The 16,364-nt window shown below is 64.8% G+C and carries 12 protein-coding genes; 3 read left to right on the top strand and 9 right to left on the bottom strand.

Annotated elements, in window-relative coordinates:
• Positions 1-20 precede the first annotated feature (20 nt).
• The 6 genes from LZC94_20820 to LZC94_20795 form a co-directional block, all read right to left on the bottom strand.
• Positions 21-1,490 (bottom strand): serine/threonine protein kinase, encoded by a 1,470-nt coding sequence (locus LZC94_20820; GenBank protein WXB19657.1) that lies wholly within the window; start codon positions 1,488-1,490, stop codon positions 21-23.
• Between the two features lie 188 nt (positions 1,491-1,678).
• Positions 1,679-3,763, bottom strand: a complete 2,085-nt coding sequence (locus tag LZC94_20815; protein WXB19656.1) for a S46 family peptidase — start codon at positions 3,761-3,763, stop codon at positions 1,679-1,681.
• A gap of 16 nt (positions 3,764-3,779) precedes the next feature.
• Entirely contained in the window at positions 3,780-4,925 is a 1,146-nt protein-coding gene (locus tag LZC94_20810) for a DUF2786 domain-containing protein (protein ID WXB19655.1), read from the bottom strand.
• Between the two features lie 157 nt (positions 4,926-5,082).
• The gene (locus tag LZC94_20805) at positions 5,083-5,970 is read right to left on the bottom strand and encodes an SIMPL domain-containing protein (GenBank protein ID WXB19654.1); all 888 of its coding nucleotides are present in this window, start codon (positions 5,968-5,970) and stop codon (positions 5,083-5,085) included.
• 197 nt (positions 5,971-6,167) lie between these two features.
• Entirely contained in the window at positions 6,168-6,983 is an 816-nt protein-coding gene (locus LZC94_20800) for a formylglycine-generating enzyme family protein (protein WXB19653.1), read from the bottom strand.
• 189 nt (positions 6,984-7,172) lie between these two features.
• Entirely contained in the window at positions 7,173-7,412 is a 240-nt protein-coding gene (locus LZC94_20795; GenBank protein WXB19652.1) for a hypothetical protein, read from the bottom strand.
• A 219-nt stretch (positions 7,413-7,631) separates the two neighbouring features.
• On the opposite strand from LZC94_20795, the gene LZC94_20790 reads away from it, so the two are divergent.
• Entirely contained in the window at positions 7,632-9,326 is a 1,695-nt protein-coding gene (locus tag LZC94_20790) for a serine/threonine protein kinase (protein ID WXB19651.1), read from the top strand.
• Here the strand turns inward: LZC94_20790 and LZC94_20785 are convergent.
• Positions 9,301-10,500: an aminotransferase class I/II-fold pyridoxal phosphate-dependent enzyme gene (locus LZC94_20785; GenBank protein WXB19650.1), complete on the bottom strand. Its 1,200-nt coding sequence runs from the start codon at positions 10,498-10,500 to the stop codon at positions 9,301-9,303. The genes LZC94_20790 and LZC94_20785 overlap by 26 nt on opposite strands.
• Positions 10,501-10,648: 148 nt before the next feature.
• On the opposite strand from LZC94_20785, the gene LZC94_20780 reads away from it, so the two are divergent.
• Positions 10,649-11,173 (top strand): hypothetical protein, encoded by a 525-nt coding sequence (locus LZC94_20780; GenBank protein ID WXB19649.1) that lies wholly within the window; start codon positions 10,649-10,651, stop codon positions 11,171-11,173.
• Between the two features lie 705 nt (positions 11,174-11,878).
• Positions 11,879-13,075 (top strand): hypothetical protein, encoded by a 1,197-nt coding sequence (locus tag LZC94_20775; GenBank protein ID WXB19648.1) that lies wholly within the window; start codon positions 11,879-11,881, stop codon positions 13,073-13,075.
• 682 nt (positions 13,076-13,757) lie between these two features.
• On the opposite strand, the gene LZC94_20770 is transcribed toward LZC94_20775, so the two are convergent.
• Together LZC94_20770 and zwf are read right to left on the bottom strand one after the other, a co-directional pair.
• On the bottom strand, positions 13,758-14,858 hold the full coding sequence (locus LZC94_20770; GenBank protein WXB19647.1) for an SDR family oxidoreductase: 1,101 nt from the start codon (positions 14,856-14,858) through the stop codon (positions 13,758-13,760).
• 90 nt (positions 14,859-14,948) lie between these two features.
• Complete coding sequence (gene zwf, locus LZC94_20765) at positions 14,949-16,340, bottom strand: glucose-6-phosphate dehydrogenase (protein ID WXB19646.1); 1,392 nt, start codon at positions 16,338-16,340, stop codon at positions 14,949-14,951.
• Positions 16,341-16,364 lie beyond the last annotated feature (24 nt).

Below are 16,364 nucleotides of genomic sequence, written 5' to 3'. Positions count from 1 at the left end.
GGCTCACGAACGAGACTCTCCTAACTCTTCCGGCATAGGATGATCACATCCCTTTCGGATCCCAGAAAGAGGGCCACCGATTGGGTCGCTTGGGAAGAGGGTACCACCATATCGCCGCCGTCTAAGCGAAAGACTCTTCCCCCATCCACGCCGGACGCCACCTGGCCAAACGACCAAGCGATCTCTCCGAGCTCCTCCCACCCCGTCGAGATGAAATGGGCGGCGCCGTCCGAATCGGTGGCAATGGCGGGTGTCGGCCGGCCGCCCGAGGTTCGGATGAAGCAGTTCAACCCCTTGATATTGATGCGGAAACTGCGCTCGTGCAGCGGGAGGAAACTCACGCGGAAGCGCACGTCGCTGCCTTTGGGGCTGGGGATGGTCAAATCGAGCTTCTCATCGACATCGACCAAACGCGCGCGGGCCTTGCCGAGGTCGACCGCGCGCTCGGGGGGCGGCACATTCGCGACTTCCTGAAGCGCCGGGACCTGGAACTCCACCGACATCGTGATGTCCGCCCGAGGCTTCTTCCACGGAAACGCCGCCGGCGGACGCGCGGGGCGCGCGCCGATCAAGGTCCGGCGGAGCGCATCGAAGAAGCTGAGCGAGCTGCGATACCGCTTCTCGGGGAACGCCGAGAGGGCCTTGAGCAGCGCCTTGCGGGTGGGCTCCGAGATGGTGTCCATTTGCGAGAGCAGCCGGGTGACCAGCTCGTCGCCGCGGATGCGATCGGCGAAGGTGCCGCGCACGTCGTTGCCCTCGAAGATGGGACGCCCGGCCAGCATGTAGACGGCGACCAAGCCCAGGGCATAAATGTCCGTCTCCGGGCCTTGCGTCGATCCCGCCAGCTGCTCGGGGGAGGCCCATCGGGGCGAGAAGAGCGTGACCGCGCTCACTTGGTCGCTAGTCTCGTCCTCGAAGCCGCCGGGCACCAGATCGCCGCCGCGGGCGTGGGTGGATCGCCCGACTTTGGCGCGCTTCACCACGCTCGAGTGGGCGATTCCAAAGTCCGCGAGCTTGGGCATCAAGTAATCGCCGACCCGGGCGAACAAGATGTTCGAGGGCTTGATGTCGCGGTGGATGATGCGATGCTGGTGCGCCTCGCCCACCGCTCCCGAGATGCGCTCGAGGATGGCCGCCGTCTCCTCGGCATCGCATGCGCCGCGCGAGCGCACGTGCTGTTCGAGGTTGCCGCCGTCGAGGAACTCGCTGATCTGAAAGGGGCGGCCGCTCTGCGCCAGGTACCCGAAGTCGTAGATGCGCAGGGTGTTCGGGTGCATCAAGCGCGAGAGGGTCAGCGCCTCCTGCAAAAAATGCGAATAGGTGGCCTGGTACACGCTCCGGCCGCTGGTGCTGCCGGATCCTTCGAGCTCGAGCCGAAGGAGCTTGACGCAGACGACTCGATCGAGGCGCTCATCCATCGCGCGATAGATGGAGGCCATTCCGCCGCTGCCGATGCGATCGATAATCGTGTACCGATCGAGTAAACGCATCCCCTCCGGGAGCTCGGTTGAGTCAACTTGCTGTGCCAAAGTATCCTACTAGCCTACCTCTAGAGCGCCCTGGCCGCGAGTCGCGTAAAGCTTTAGTGAAATCGGAAGCCTCGGACCGCTAGAGTAACCGAGGATGTTGGCGACCACTAGCGATCCGTGAGCTCCCGCTAGCGATCCGTGAGCTCCCGCTAGCGGTCCGTGAGCTCGTGTGCGAGTGCGTCCGCGCCGTACACCTTCTTGAGCGCCTCCACGATGCCCGCCGTGTGAACGCTCACCGCACGCTGGGTGACGTCGCCGTAGACGAAGCGATTGGGGAGGGACGAGAGATTGCCGTCGAAAATAAGGCCGGCGATCTCGCCCGCCTCGTTCAGCACCGGGCTGCCGCTGTTGCCGCCGATGATGTCGTTGGTGGAGACGAAGTCGTACGGTACGTTGGGATCGAGCGAGCTCTTCGCCGCCAGCCAGCGCTCCGGCAATTGCAAGGGCGCCACACCCGTGGCGTGGCCGTACAGGCCCGCGAAGGTGGTGCTCCACGGCACGGCCTTTCCGCGCTCCGTAAAGCCCTTCACCGTGCCGACGCTCAGGCGAAGGGTCGACGTGGCATCGGGCGGCACGCTGGTTCCGCGCACCGCGAACAAGGCTTGCGCGATTCGCTCGCCCGCCGTGCGCGAAGGGCCCTCCACCTCGTCCTCGTAGCGCTTGCGCACGGCGCGCGCCTCCGGATCGAGGGCCCGCATCATGGCGATGGCCGGATCGGCCGACTCGGCGATGGCTTGCTTTCCGCCCTCGATCAGCTTGCGGCGGAAGTTCACGTCGAAGAGCTTCGAGCCGGCGATGGTCTCGCGCGCGGCCCGCTCCGGGGTGCGCCCGGCGAGCAGGGCGCGCACGGTCGGATCGGCGGCCCCCAAGTCGCGCACCGCGCGTTCGAGCCAGGCGCGCACCAGCACCACCTCGACCTCGCCGTAAATGGGGGCAGGGGAGACGAGCCGGAATTTCAGCGACTCCAGGCTCGACTCGTTGTACTCGCGCAGGCGCTTCTCGTTGGGGACTTCGCTCTCGGCGGCGAGGCGCACCAAGTTGCGCGCGATGCCGAGCACCTGCGCGCGCGATCCGGTCTCCAGCACCGTGTAACGCTTCCAGGACTCGGTCTGCTTCTTGGCGATGGCCGCGAGCTCGTCGAACACCGTTCCATGGCTCTGTTTGAGCTTGGGATCGGCCTCGATGGCCTTGCGCAGCGCGGCCTCGCCCTCGGCCTTCTTCTTCATGAGCGCCGGATCGTCGAGCCCCAAGAGAAAGCCGTTGGTCGACTTGATGCTGTTCTCCAGCCGCTTGATCCAAAGGGCCACTTGGCGCGCGGCCTCTTGGTTCTGCTTTCCGTAGGCCCGAAGCCGATCGCGCTCCGTGCGCAATTGATCGAGCGAATAGGGATACACCTGGTCGCGGTAGGTCTGGAGCTGCGCCATCGTGAGGAGGCGGCCGGTGGATCCGGGGTGGCCGCTGACGAAGACCGTCTCGCCGTCTTTGGCGCCGGACGGGCTCCAGGCGAGCCAATCTTTGGGCGCGAGCGGCTGGCCGTTCTCGTAGACCCGAAAGAGGGCCATATCGAAGTTGTAGCGGGGATAGGTGAAATTGTCGGTGTCGCCTCCGAAGAAGGCGATGCTCTGCTCGGGCGCGAAGACCAGGCGAACGTCGGTGTACTTCTTGTACGTGTACAGATCGTATTTGCCGCCGGCGTAGAGGGTCACCACCTCGCACTTCACGCGCTCGCCCGAGGGCCGATCGGCGCAGCCCTTTTCGATCTGCGTCATGGCGCCCTTGATGGCCATGTTGGCCTCGGCGTCGTTCATCTCGGGCTTGCGCGCGGCGCGCACTTTGTCGGTCACGTCCTCGATGGCCAAGAGGACATTGAGCTCGACATCGGGACAGCGCGCCTCGGGGCCGTCTTTTCCGGCGATGAAGCCGTTCGCCACGTAGTCTCGTCCGGCGCGACTCAGCTTGGAAATGCAATCGACGCCGACGTGGTGGTTGGTGAGCACCAATCCCGTTTTGGAGACGAACGATCCCGAGCCGCCGCGAAAGCGCACGCTCGAGAGCCGCACGTGATCGAGCCAGCCGTCGCTCAAGGCGACGTTGCGATCCTTCTGGAAGCGCTCCTTGGGGATGCGGTTGAAGGGCCACATGCCCTCGTCCGCCTGCGCGGAGGTGCTCAGGGTGGCGGTGAGAAAGAGAGCCTGAAACGCGAGGCCGGCGGCGGCCGTTCGTGCGAACTTCATCCTAGATCGACTTCCATCACGAACCGCGGCGCGGGGGAAGAAGGCGAACGCCCTCACCCGACGAAAGCCGCGATGCACCCGATGCGCTGGGTGCCTCCACGCCGCGCCGCAGGATGATGCGCCGCCCCGCCTCGCGGCCGTGGGAGAACGTCTCGTTCTTGCGGTTGCCGGCGTAGCGCACGTTGCGGATATAGGGGTGGCGCCTCCGGAAATAGCCATGGAGATCGCCGTCCTTCACCCAGACGAGCCCCGCCTCTTTGTGCGTGCTCGCCTCCCGCGCCAGCCGGTCGGCAAAGCCAGCCATGACCCCCGACAGGAAGGTGCGCCGATCGCGATTCTGCTCGATGCCATGCGCGCGGCGGTGCTCGAGCCAGAGCCGCTCGGAGGTGTGCGTCAGGAACGCGTGGACGTACTCGGCGATGGCCAAGTTGGAGGGGGTGCCGCAGATCTCGAGGACGCTGCCGCGCTTGCCCTCGGCGGGCCGGTAGACGGGGACCCAGATCACCTCGACGAAGAAATACTTGCCGAGCACCATCGCCAAAATGCGATCGCTCTCGCCCACGCGCCCCGAGGGCTTGCCCACGTGCTTGAAGCCGTAGTCACGCGGGACGGCGCGCGACTCGAGGTTGTACTTGAGCATCAGCCGCTGCGCGGCCAAGGTCGCGGCCTGCGCCTCGTGCTCGTTGGGGCTCTCGGCCAGGGCGAGCAGGCGCGCGATCCGCTCGACCACCCGCGCCTCGCGCGCGTCGGTAAACGCCGGATCGGCCTTCGATGCGCCGGCTCGTTCCGGCATGCCCGCGGCGCGCGCGTCGATGCCATGGCGGCGGCAGGTCTCGCGAAAGGCGGGCCCGTGTGGCGTCTCGTCCGCGACCCCGAGGACCTCGGAGACGTACTGGTGCGCCATCTCGTGCTTGAGCACCTCGACCACGATGCCCCACGGCTGCGCGAGGAGCAGCGGCCGCGAGATCTCGAGGGTGCGGGTGCCCTGCGTCCAGCGACCGAGCACGGTCTCGGAGCGCGTGAGCTCGATGGTCGGAGGCGAGAGCGCCTGCCGAAAATACGAGGCGTTGATCTGCTTCCACACGGCGATGAGTTCGCGCACCAGCGCCGTCTCCAACTTCGCCGAGAGCTCGCCGTTCGATTCTCCTCCGGGGGATGCCACCAACCGCCGATTGTGGAGAACAGGGAAGAGCCGTCAAGAGCAACTTTTTCGTGCCGAGCGGATCCACGGTGGACCGCGCGCATGCCGCCGCTCGGGCCGCTGCACGCGCGCAGTCGCTCATGAACGCGGTTCGTGCGCGCCCGGCTTCGTTCGCGCGTTACTTCTTGATCGCGAAGATGACCTGGATATCGCCGTGGAAGGTCATCTGCCCGGCCTCGACCGGCGTGCTGCTCGCGGCCTCCATCTTGGCGGCGCCCGCGTACGGCATGGGGGCGGGGACGTCGCGGCCGGAGACGACTTCGCTCACGGAGACGATGGGGCCGAGCTGCACGCCGCTCAATTTGGCCAGCGCTTCGGCGCGGGTGCGGGCGTCGGCCACGGCCTTTTGACGGAGCTCGCCCTCCACGGCGTCCTTCTTTTCGAGCTCGAAGTTGACGCCCCAAATGTTGTTCGAGCCGGCGGCCGCCGCGGCATCGATCACGGCGCCCACGCGCGCCACGTCGCGCACGGTGATCTCCACGCTGTTGCTCACCACGTAAAAGCCGGCCGGCGTCTTTGCGGCCGGAGCCGCGGCGGCCGCCGTGCCGGGGGCGCCGCGACCGGGGGCCGTCACCTTCGGGCCCTTGGAGGAGCCGGGGGCCGGCGTGGGGGCTGGGAGGGGCTTGGCCGGCGCCGCGGGTACGGCCGATTCCATCGGATACGGCGGAGGCGGCGTGTTGAGCTCGCGCTCGAAACGAACATTGAAGTTGCTCGTTTGAATGTCTTTTTCGGCGATGCCCACGTTCTTCAGCGCGGCCACCAGCTGATTCATTTGCGTGGTGTTGCGCTGCATCGCTTCGGACACGGTGGCGGAGCGCTCTTCGACCCCGAGATTGATGTGCGCGATATCGGGCTTGGCGTGCGCTTCACCTTTTCCGACCACCAGGATGGACGTCTGCGACGGCGAAGCGGCGGGCTGCGCCTCGCCGTTGTTGGCACAGCCAGCGGCCAGCGGAAGGGCGAAAACGAAGAGACCGAGTTTGGCAAGCGTCGAAATCGAGGGCATGGAGAATCTCCGAGAGGTTCTGTTCAGCAACTTCACGACGAAGCAACGCGTCCGTCCCGCCCTTCTTACAGCGCTTTGCGTTTTCTGTCGCGGAAGCTGCAACGCTCTGTCGTTCGGGCTTTGGGCTTCGGCCTTGCGGGCGTTCGGCCTTGCGGGCGTTCGGCCTTGCGGGCGTTCGGCCTTGCGGGCTCACGCGCTCACGGGACGTCGCGGCAGCAGCGGAACCCTGTCTGGTAGAACGAGAACTTGGCGTCGTGCGCGCGGGTCACCACACGGCAGCGGTTGCGCACCGGGCCCCAGTAGCCACCCATCGATGAGGAGGCATGCCCCGAAGCGTGCCCATCGACCCACTCATCCACGTTGCCCGTCATGTCGAACACGCCAAACGGGCTCACGCACGCGGGGCGCTTGCCCGATGGCTCGCGTTGGTCGATGGGCATTTTCCAGTGCGGTCCCACGCGCGCGTTGCGCTCGGGCGAGCCCTGGTGCGCGGAGGGCCGAAGCGGCTCGTCGATGTGGCACGCGGAGGCATCGCGCACGAGCCCGTACGGGTAAGGCCAGAGTGAATCGCCCTCGCAGGCCAAGGTCCACTCTTCCTCCGTGCACAAGCGCTTGCCGCGCGCGGCGCACAATGCGCCGGCCTGCACCCACGTGACATTCACCTGCGGTCGCACCCCCGCTCGGCCCGGGTACTCGTAGCGATCGATCTCGAATGTCATCGGGCGCGTTTGCCCCTTGCACACGCTGGGAGCAAACTCGGCGCACCGAAGCGGCTCGTGGCTGACGACCTCTTTCGTGTTGGGCAGCCACCGCAGGCAGCGCTGCTCGATCTCCGTGCAATAGTTGCCCGCCACGCGCACGGTTTCCACCGGGCGCGGAGGCTTTGGGCGGCGCGCTTCGAGGGGCGCGGGCGGTTTGCGCGGGGTGCTGCTCGCCCCGGAGATGGGCTTCGCATAGAGCGGCACCGCCAGGCAGGCGACCAAGAGCGCCATCGAGACGTGGGCGAACGTCATCTTCGTTCAATGTGCCGTGCACCCGGCCAAAATGCGCGAACCGTCGTAGGTCAGCTTGCTAGCTTTGGTGGGCGGGGCGAGCAAAAGGTGACACCCCGTGGCACCTCGGGCTTCACCTGCGAGATGAGCACGCCACCCGCGCTGTCTCCGCCGTTCCTTGCAGCACCTCGGCTCACGTGGGACGTCGATTCACGCCATGGAATCGTTGAGCGCTTCACGGGGCGAACGGGGCATGCTTGGGGTCATGCGCTCCATGCGCGTGCGCGCATCGCGTGAGTGCCCGCGTGCCCAGCGGTACCGATCCATCCGCACCATCCGCGCTTTCTCCGATAGCCAGACCAAGACCACCGAGATCAGCGCCATGCCGACGAGCCGCACGTCCTCCGCAGCCACCCATCGCGCGAAGTCGGCAACCAGATCGTGACTCATCGTCTGAATTCAATTCTGTATTCGGAAAAAGCGCAACGGCGAATCGCAGCCGCACGACGAAAGACGGACCGAGTCGAAGTGACATCTGTACCGCGACAGCAGAATGACCGGTGCCGCGGCGCGCCGTCTCATCCCGAGGCGTTCCTTGACACGGCCGGAAGCGCCACTTCATGATGCCAAAGGCTCCGGACGAAGGGAACGAAGGGACGAGAGCTACGTATGTCCGCGCCGACCTTGCGCCCATGGACCTCCGAGCGTGTGCTCGCGCGGCTCGAGACCACCGTCCAACGAAAGTACCGAATCGAGCGGCTGATCGGCGTGGGTGGGATGTCGGCGGTGTATGCAGCCACCCATCGAAATGGGCACAAGGTGGCGATCAAGTTTTTGCTCGAGTGCTTTGCGGGTGAGCCCGAGATTTGCCAGCTCTTCGGCCGCGAGGCCTATGTGGCCAATCGGATCGGGCACCCTGGCGCCGTTCCCATCCTCGACGACGATGTGGACGAGACGGGCTGTCCATTTTTGATCATGCCGCTGCTCGAAGGGGAGCCGCTTCGCGCGCGTTGGGACCGAGCGAGCGGACGCCGCTTGCCCCTGGCCGAGGTGGCGATGGCCGTGTCGGATGCGCTCGATGTGTTGGCGAGCGCGCACGCCAAGGGGATCGTTCATCGCGACATCAAGCCGGACAATCTGTTCGTCACCAACACCGGCCATGTGCGCGTGCTCGATTTCGGCATCGCGCGGAGCCTCGACGGCGACGCGAGCGTGAGCACGACGGGGCACATGGTCGGCACGCCCGCGTTCATGCCGCCCGAGCAGGTGATGGGCGACCGAAAGGCCATCGGTCCGCACAGTGACTGCTGGGCCGTCGGCGCCACGATCTTCACGCTGCTCTCGGGTGAGTTCGTCCATCGAACGGACGGCCGAGGGGCACTTTTGGTTGCCGCAGCAACAAAAAGCGCCCGCTCGGTGGCCACGGTGGTCCCGAGCTTGCCGCGCGCCCTGGTGCAGTTCGTCGATAAAGCGCTCGCGTTCGACGGCGGCGATCGTTGGAGCTCCGCGCGCGAGATGCGCAGCGCGCTGGGGCCGGCGTTCGAGGACGCCTTGGGGGAGCCTTTTTCCACCATCGTCGGGCAGGTGCGCGCGGAGATCACGGCCGAACTGTCGCCCCTGAGCGACGATCTCCGGCGTCAGCCGACGGAGCGGCCGGATTTACCGGAGCCGAAGCCACAGGGCGAGCCCGACACGCGGGTCGATGCGTCCATGCGCGGGGACACCGTCTCATCGCAGGGGCGCGCGAGGCCCGCGCATGCCGTTTCGGTCGCGGCGGACGCCGATGCGGTCCCCACCATGAAGGCGGCTGGGTTGACGACATCACCCCGACGCCGGGGCGGCGAGCCGCAGCGTGCGATCCGCAAGGAGCCCAGCACCCGCGCGGTGGCGGCCGAGATGCGCGTCTTTCACTGCGGCGATGGGGTCGCGGTGGGTCAATACGGGTGTTTGAGCTTCGTGGTGTGGCGCGAGGGGGTCACGCGGCCCAAATTCGAAAAGCAAGCGGCGGGGCTCGCGGAGGTGATGCGCGGTCACCCGCAGGGCGCCGGCTTTCTCTGCATCATCGAGGCGGGGACCAAGCCTCCCAACGAGTCCCTGCGCCGCGCATCGACGGAGATGCTCCGCGCGCACGGCGATCGGCTGAAATGTATTTCCGCCGTGATTGGAGGCGATGGCTTTTGGGGCGCCTTGACCCGCAGCGTTCTTTTGGGAATTGCGACCTTGTTCGTGCACCGTACGCCGGCCACGCCGTTTGCCGATGTCCCGAGCGCGGTGGAATGGATGGGCAGCCATATCCCGATCGACTCGACCGAGAAGGCCGCGGCCTTCATCGAAGACGTCAGGACGCAACTGGCGTCTCGATAGGATCGGGCGGGAGCCCGTGCTCGATGGCGATCGTGCCGCTCTCCTGCCCCTCGTGGAGCTTTCGATTCTCGATGGACAGCGCCTCCATGAGGTAGCGGATGTCCTCCTCCGTGTTGTGTCGCGAAACCGTGAATCGGATCCCCTCTTGCCCCGTAGGTACCGAGGGGAACGGACAGGGGCTTACATAGATCCCTCGCGTCCGCAGCGCTCGGGTGAGGTGAACCATCGCGCCGAGATGGCCGCAATGGACGAAGAAGATGGGGCTCCGCTCCTCGGTCACGAAGTGAACCCCGAGCTGCTCGGCGAGCGCGAGCACCAGGTCGATGCGCTCCATCACGTCGCGCTGAAGGTCCGAAAATTCGGGGCGAAGGTGCAGTTCTGCGGAGGCGACGGCGGCCCCCAGCATCGGCGGCGGCACGGGACCGGAGAACAGCATGGGCCCCCCGCAGCGGCGCACGGTCGCACGCGCTTGCGCCGTTGGAAGGATCAATGCGCTCCCCCCGGCGGAGAATGCCTTGTTCAAGGAGAGCGCGACCACCACCCGGTCTCGCTCGGAGAGGTTGTCGAGCACCCAACCGCGCCCATGTTTTCCGAGCCACGACGTTGCGTGCGCGTCGTCCATATACAGATGAAGCGCGGGATGCTTCTGCATCAGCGCGCGAAGAGGCTCGAGCGGTGCGAAATCGCCATGCATCGAATAGAGCCCATCCAGCAGCAGCCAGATGCGGCGATACTTGTTCGCGAGCCGTGCAATCTTGTGGTCCAGTCGATCGATGTCATTGTGCGGTACGGACGTAACGGGCGTCGATCCGAGCAATCCGCTCGCGACGTGTACGCTCGCGTGGGTGAGCAGATCCACGAGCACGGCATCGCCAGGTTGGACGAGGACGGGCAGGGCGGCGATATGGGCCAATGTCGTGGATGGAGCGACCAGCGCAAAGCCTCCGGTCATCGCATCGAGCGCTGCTTCGAGTTGCTGGTAGAGAGGCGACTGGACGTACGCTCGCGAGAACGAAAACTGCGTGCCATAGCGGCGAATGGCTGCGATCGCGCCGTCTCTCAGCTCGGTCCGCTGCTCGAGCCCGAGATAGCTGCAGCCGCCAAAATTGAGGAGCTCCACGCCATCGACCTGAACGTGTCGGCCGGCGTATGCGGCGTCGTCCGCCGTCTGCATGATGAGCCCGGCCCTCTCGGTATCTGCTAGGACGCGTTCGATTTGCGGGATAACATGCGTCGGCGCGTACCCTGTCATAATTTCCCTCGGACACGGCAGAAACAATGCTCTAAGAGCATTCGTGATTCTCTCTACAATTTGGTGAGGCATGACCAGCGCGTTTCAACAACGAGCCGATGAGGGACAAATCCTCTACGTGGATGACGGTCTCGCTGTGGCACAACTGGGGCGCCTGTGTGTGGTCATCTGGAGGGGAGACGTCACGCACGCTCGCTTCGAACGGCAGAAAGCCGGACTCGCACACATTGCGCGGAGTCAGCCCGAGGGCGTCGGCTTCTTGTGCATCATCGAGCCATCCGCGAAGCCTCCGGACGAGACCTTGCGGCGAGCGTCGATCGAAATGGTCGTGGGGCAGGGAAACCATCTGCGATGCACCGCCGCCGTGATCGAAGGTGAGGGCTTCAAGGCAGCGATTACCCGCAGCGTTCTCTCCGGGATGCTCTTGCTGTTTTCACGCAAGGTGGAAGCTGCATTCTTTTCGGACGTCACGTCTGCCCTCAAATGGATGCGCAACTACGTTGCCGTCGGTCCGAGCGAGAAGATCCTCGCCTTCACCGAAGATGTCCGGAGCCAACTCGACCTCGCAAAGAAAATGCAGCCGCGTCTTACGTGACCTCGCGAGCTGACTTTCGGTTCAGACTCGGTCAGACCCGTCGGGTATGACAGGTAAGAACAGGCTCGAACGGCCTTGGACAGCCTCGAACAGGCTCGAGCCGACGTTCGAACGACCGCTTGCGACGGCGGGTTCGGACCGGAGGACCGTCGCTTGCGGCGGCCGACGTTCGGATCAGAGGACCGCTGCTTGCGGTGGGCCGACGTTTTAGGGTGGCTCTCCGCGTCGCGGGCGGTACCGCGTGATGCAGGTGCTGGTACGGATGCTGGTGCAGATGCCGGAGCAGGTGCCGATACAGAATGGAGGATCGCGGAATGGGAGATCGCGTCGTGTGCAATGCGCATCTATCTCGCACCGCGAATAGCGATCAACGTAAACGATCATCGTCATAACATGTATACGCCGTAACTCTTGATAAGTTTATAGTCTTCGTCCAAAATGTCAGAAAGCAACACCCGTCCGAGCGAAAACGGGCAAATTTTTTTCGGCGCACGAGATTGGTCGGTTTCGGGCACCGTGGCGTACGCCGCTTCGAAGGCGTGAAGGGCGCGCGCGGGACACATTCCTCTCTGCTAGAGCTTCGACGACCTTGGTGTAGTAGGCGCACCAACGCACTGCTGGAAAAATTCAAATAGTTATTACGACATCTGGACCAAATACATTGTGGACCTAGCATTCCAGTTTAAGGGGGAGGCTTAGCTAGCTATGATGCCATCCAAGTGGGTCGCACTGTCGTTCGTGGGTTGGATGCTATCCGCGTGCGGTGAAGCGTCTGACAACCCGACATCGGGGAGTACAGAGCAGCCATCGACATCGGCGTCTCTCGCGTCACGAGGTACGGACGAGAGGGCGGTCGGTATCGCTGTCGACTATGCACATTCGGACAAGCTGATCGCGGGGGTTGCCGGAGGAAAAGAGGTCGTCTTCGTCGGCCAGCCGCTCGAGGGTAAAATCGTCGCGCTCTCCCGGTTCACCGGGGAGAAGCTGGGCGAGCTGCCTCCGCCTCCGGAGGGCTTCTCGATTCCGTTCATCATGCATTCGCTCGGCGAAGGCCGAATTACGGTGCTCGCGGCGGGAGGGCTTCCCCGACCGGATCCTTTCGAGCCGACGAAGCCGACCCTTCACGAGTTTACCTACCGCGTCGATCGGCACCACAACTTTACCGCGACGCGCATTCGGGACATTCGGTTCACGAGCGTCTTGGTGGGTTTTGCCGAAGATTTCGTTCGTCTCGACGATGGCCGCTACCTTTTGTCTGACTCGATTCTAGGCAGCATCTGGGTGGTGGAGCGCGATGGTTCGATCGTTCCGGGGATCGTACCGAGGACATTCGACCGTCCGGATCGCATTGCCAAGCTCGCGTACTGCCCGACCATGCCGAAGATCGAGGTCAATGGATACCCATTCCTCTTCTCCGGGTCGACCATGCCGGGGGTGGCGCCGCTCGCGGTCCGCGATGGCACCGTGTACTATCACTCGACGTGCGCGCGTGGTCTATATTCATTCCCGCTTCGGATTTTGCGGGATGGGCGGCCGCCGTACCAGCGGGCGGGTGATATTCGACTCGTCGCGCCGACCGCTCCGAATCTTCAGGTCGAGGAGCTGCTCGACTTCACCTTCAACCCGTACAACCGGTTCGATCGGTGGCTTTACGCGGCCGACCCGTTGAAGCTGCGCGTCATTCGCATCGACGTCGAAACGGGGCGCAAGCAGGTGGTCGCCGACGATCCAGAGCTCTTCGATTTCCCATCTTCGCTCGGGTTCCTGCCGCCGATAGCGGGCATATCGCCGCTGGTCGTGGTATCGAATCAGCAGGAGCGCACGCCGCTGACCAATGACGCGGTCACGGAGACCACGTTCAAGCTTCCATTCATCGTGTCTAAAATCTTCGTCGGTCCCTGACGATCGGGAATACCGCTCACCCGGAACGGAAATCGTTCAGAACGAAATACGGATCGCGCCTGCCTGGCGCTGCGTTCCTGCCGATTCGATGGGGAGGAAGGCGGCGCTACAGGTCGGGGCGAACGGAAATCGTTCAGAACGAAATACGGATCGCGCCGGTCTGGCGCTGTGTTCCTCTGACGTGATGGGGGTAGGAAAGCGGCGCTACAGGTCGGAGGGAACGGAGTCGTTCAGAACGAAATAGGGATCGCGCCGGTCTGGCGCTGTGTTCCTCTGACGTGATGGGGGTAGGAAAGCGGCGCTACAGGTCGGAGCGAACGGAATCGTTCAGAACGAAATACGGATCGCGCCCGCCTGGCGCTGCGTTCCTGCCGATTCGATGGGGTAGGAAAAGCGGCGCTACAGGTCGGAGCGAACGGAATCGTTCAGAACGAAATAGGGATCGCGCCCGGCTGGCGCTGCGTTCCTGCCGATTCGATGGGGTAGGAAAAGCGGCGCTACAGGTCGGAGCGAACGGAATCGTTCAGAACGAAATATGGGTTGCCGTCCCGGCGCTGCGCGCTGATCGATGGGGTAGGAAGGCGGCGCTACAGGTCGGGGCGAACGGAAATCGTTCAGAACGAAATAGGATCGCCGGCCTGGTGCTGCGTTTTTCCTGATTCGATGGGGTAGGAAAGCAGCGCTACAGGTCGGGGCCTCTCCGGACGGGTAAGCGACTGGCCGATTTGGGGATGACCTTGCGGCGCCGGAAATCTTCGAAGATTTGGAAGAACATGGCTTCGGTCTCCACGTGCTCGTGGAAGCCGAAGCGCCGCGCCTTGGAGCCGTCGGCGAACATGTCGTAGTTCCAGGAGAAGACGAAGTCGCCAAAGCGCCAGGACGAGACGTCCTCGTAGGGGTGAACGAGGCCGTGCTTCTCCATCATGGAGGTCCAGAGCGGTCCTTTGTCGGCCATCACCACGTCGAGGGACATCGGCAGGGGTGGCGCGACCTCCAGCTCGAAGAAGCGCGCAATCTTTGGCCACATCTCGCTCCAGCGGAAAAGATCGCCGTTGTTGATGTTGAAGGCCTGGTTGGCACAACGTGGGTCGGTCGCGGCCCAAACGGTGGCACGCGCAAGGAGCCCCGAGTCGGTCATCTCGAGCAGCGCGTCGTAGGCACCCGGCTTGCCCGGAAAGCGCAAGGGCAGCCCCAGCTCCTTGGAGATGGACGCGTAGACCGCGATCACCATGGCGAGGTTCATGGGGTTGCCCAAGGCAAAGCCGCCGACCACCGAGGGGCGGATGGCGGACCAGCTCCAGGCCTTTCCTTTTTGGCGCGCCTCGAGGAAGTTCTGCTGATCGACGTTGAACTCGGGCGGCATATGGCCCGCATCGGTCTCGCGCGCCGGCGTTTTGAAGGGGCCGAGGTGGGCGCCGTAGACCTTGTAGCCTTGCATCAAGCTGACGTGCTCGAGGCGCGTCGCCACCGGCTCGATGGCGTTCACCACGTGGACGAGCATGGCCAGGTTGGGCGGCACCAGCTCGGCCCAGGTCGGTCGATCCTGGTAGGCGGCATAGAAGACGTGGGTCACCTGGGTGAGGCCAGAGAGCTTTTCACGGGTGTCGTTCGCGTCCAGCAGATCGACCGCGATGTACCGGAGGCGGGGCGAGCTCGAGCGATCGCCGCGGCGCGATAGGCCGATGACGTCCCAGCCTTCGAGGGTGCTCAGGTGGTCGATGAGGTTTTTGCCGATGACCCCGTTCGCCCCCACGACGAGGGCGACTTTTTTCTGTGTGCTCATGATGCGAGCCAAGATGCGGGCGGCGCGGCGGTCGCGATAGCCCGCGCCGGGGCAAAAGAGCTGTGCCTGGAGCTACACGCCCACGTTGGCTCAGGTGGGCGTGTTCCAGCCGCCGACGTCGGCCACCAGGCGATCGGACTCGCTCGGCCCCCAGGTTCCCGGCTCGTACGGGTACATCGGGCTCGGTCCGTGGAGGATGGGATCGACGATGGCCCACGCGGCCTCGACCACGTCTTGGCGCGCGAACAAGGTGGCGTCGCCGGCCATCGCGTCGCCCAAGAGGCGCTCGTACGCATCCATGCGACCCTCGGTGCCCTGGGCCGGCTCCTCCACGATGGAGAGCTCGATGGGCTTTCCGACCATGCGATCGCCGTACTCCTTGGCGCGCGCGCCGAGGGCGATGACCACGTTGGGGCTGAGTCGAAAGCGGATGTAGTTGCCCATGCCCGGGGCCGGCTCTTTGAAGACGACCTGCGGCGGGTTGTTGAACTCGACCATGACCTCGGTCACCGTCTTCGCCAGCGACTTGCCAGCGCGCACATAGAAGGGCACGCCCTGCCACCGCCAGGAGTCGACGTACAAGCGAAGGGCCGCGTAGGTGGCCATGTACGAATCGGGTTTGACCCCCGGCTCGTTGCGGTAGCCGTTGAACTGGCCGCGCACCAAGTTGTCGGGATCGAGCGGGCGCACGGTGCGCAGGACCTTCGCTTGCTCGTCGCGGATGGCCTCGGGGATGGTGCTCGAGGGCGCCTCCATGGCCATGTAGCTCACGATCTGCAGGAGGTGGTTCTGGACGACGTCGCGGATGACGCCCGTCTCGTCGTAGAACTTGCCTCGGCCCTTCACGCCGAAGGACTCGGCCATGGTGATCTGCACGTTCTCGACGTAGTGCCGATTCAAAATCGGCTCGAGGAAGGCGTTGGCGAACCGGAAATAGAGAATGTTCTGGACCGCCTCCTTTCCCAAGTAATGATCGATGCGGAAGATCGAGTGCTCGGGGAAGACCGCGTGGAGGGTGCGGTTGAGCGCTTGGGCGGAGGCCAGATCGTGCCCGAACGGCTTCTCCACCACCACGCGGGCGTTGGTGGCGTTTCCCGACTTCGCGAGCTGCTCGACCACGGTGGGGAACATGCTCGCGGGGATGGCCAGGTAGTGAAGGGGGCGCTGTGCGCCGTCGAGGCAGCTGCGCACCTGCGCGAATGTGCTCGCGTCCGCGTAGTCGCCGTCGACATAGCGGAGCTGCGCGGCGAGCTTGGCGAAGGTGGCCTCGTCGAACACGCCCGCGGCCGTCAGGCTGTCCTTGGCGCGCTGGACGAGCTGCTCGCGGTTCCACCCCGACTTGGCGACGCCGACGATGGGCACGTCGAGCCGGCCGCGGCGGATGAGCGACTGGAGCGCGGGGAAGATCTTTTTGTAGGCCAGATCGCCCGTCGCACCGAAGAAGACGAGCGCGTCGGAGTGGGGTGGTTTCTCGGTGCTCATGGGCCTCCGTTTTTTTCAGCGGAT

The sequence above is a fragment of the Sorangiineae bacterium MSr11954 genome (assembly GCA_037157815.1).
GTDB classification, from domain to species: Bacteria; Myxococcota_A; Polyangia; order Polyangiales; family Polyangiaceae; genus Pendulispora; species Pendulispora albinea.
Note: the sequence above shows the minus strand (reverse complement) of the source record. Positions and strands in the feature narration are given on the sequence as shown.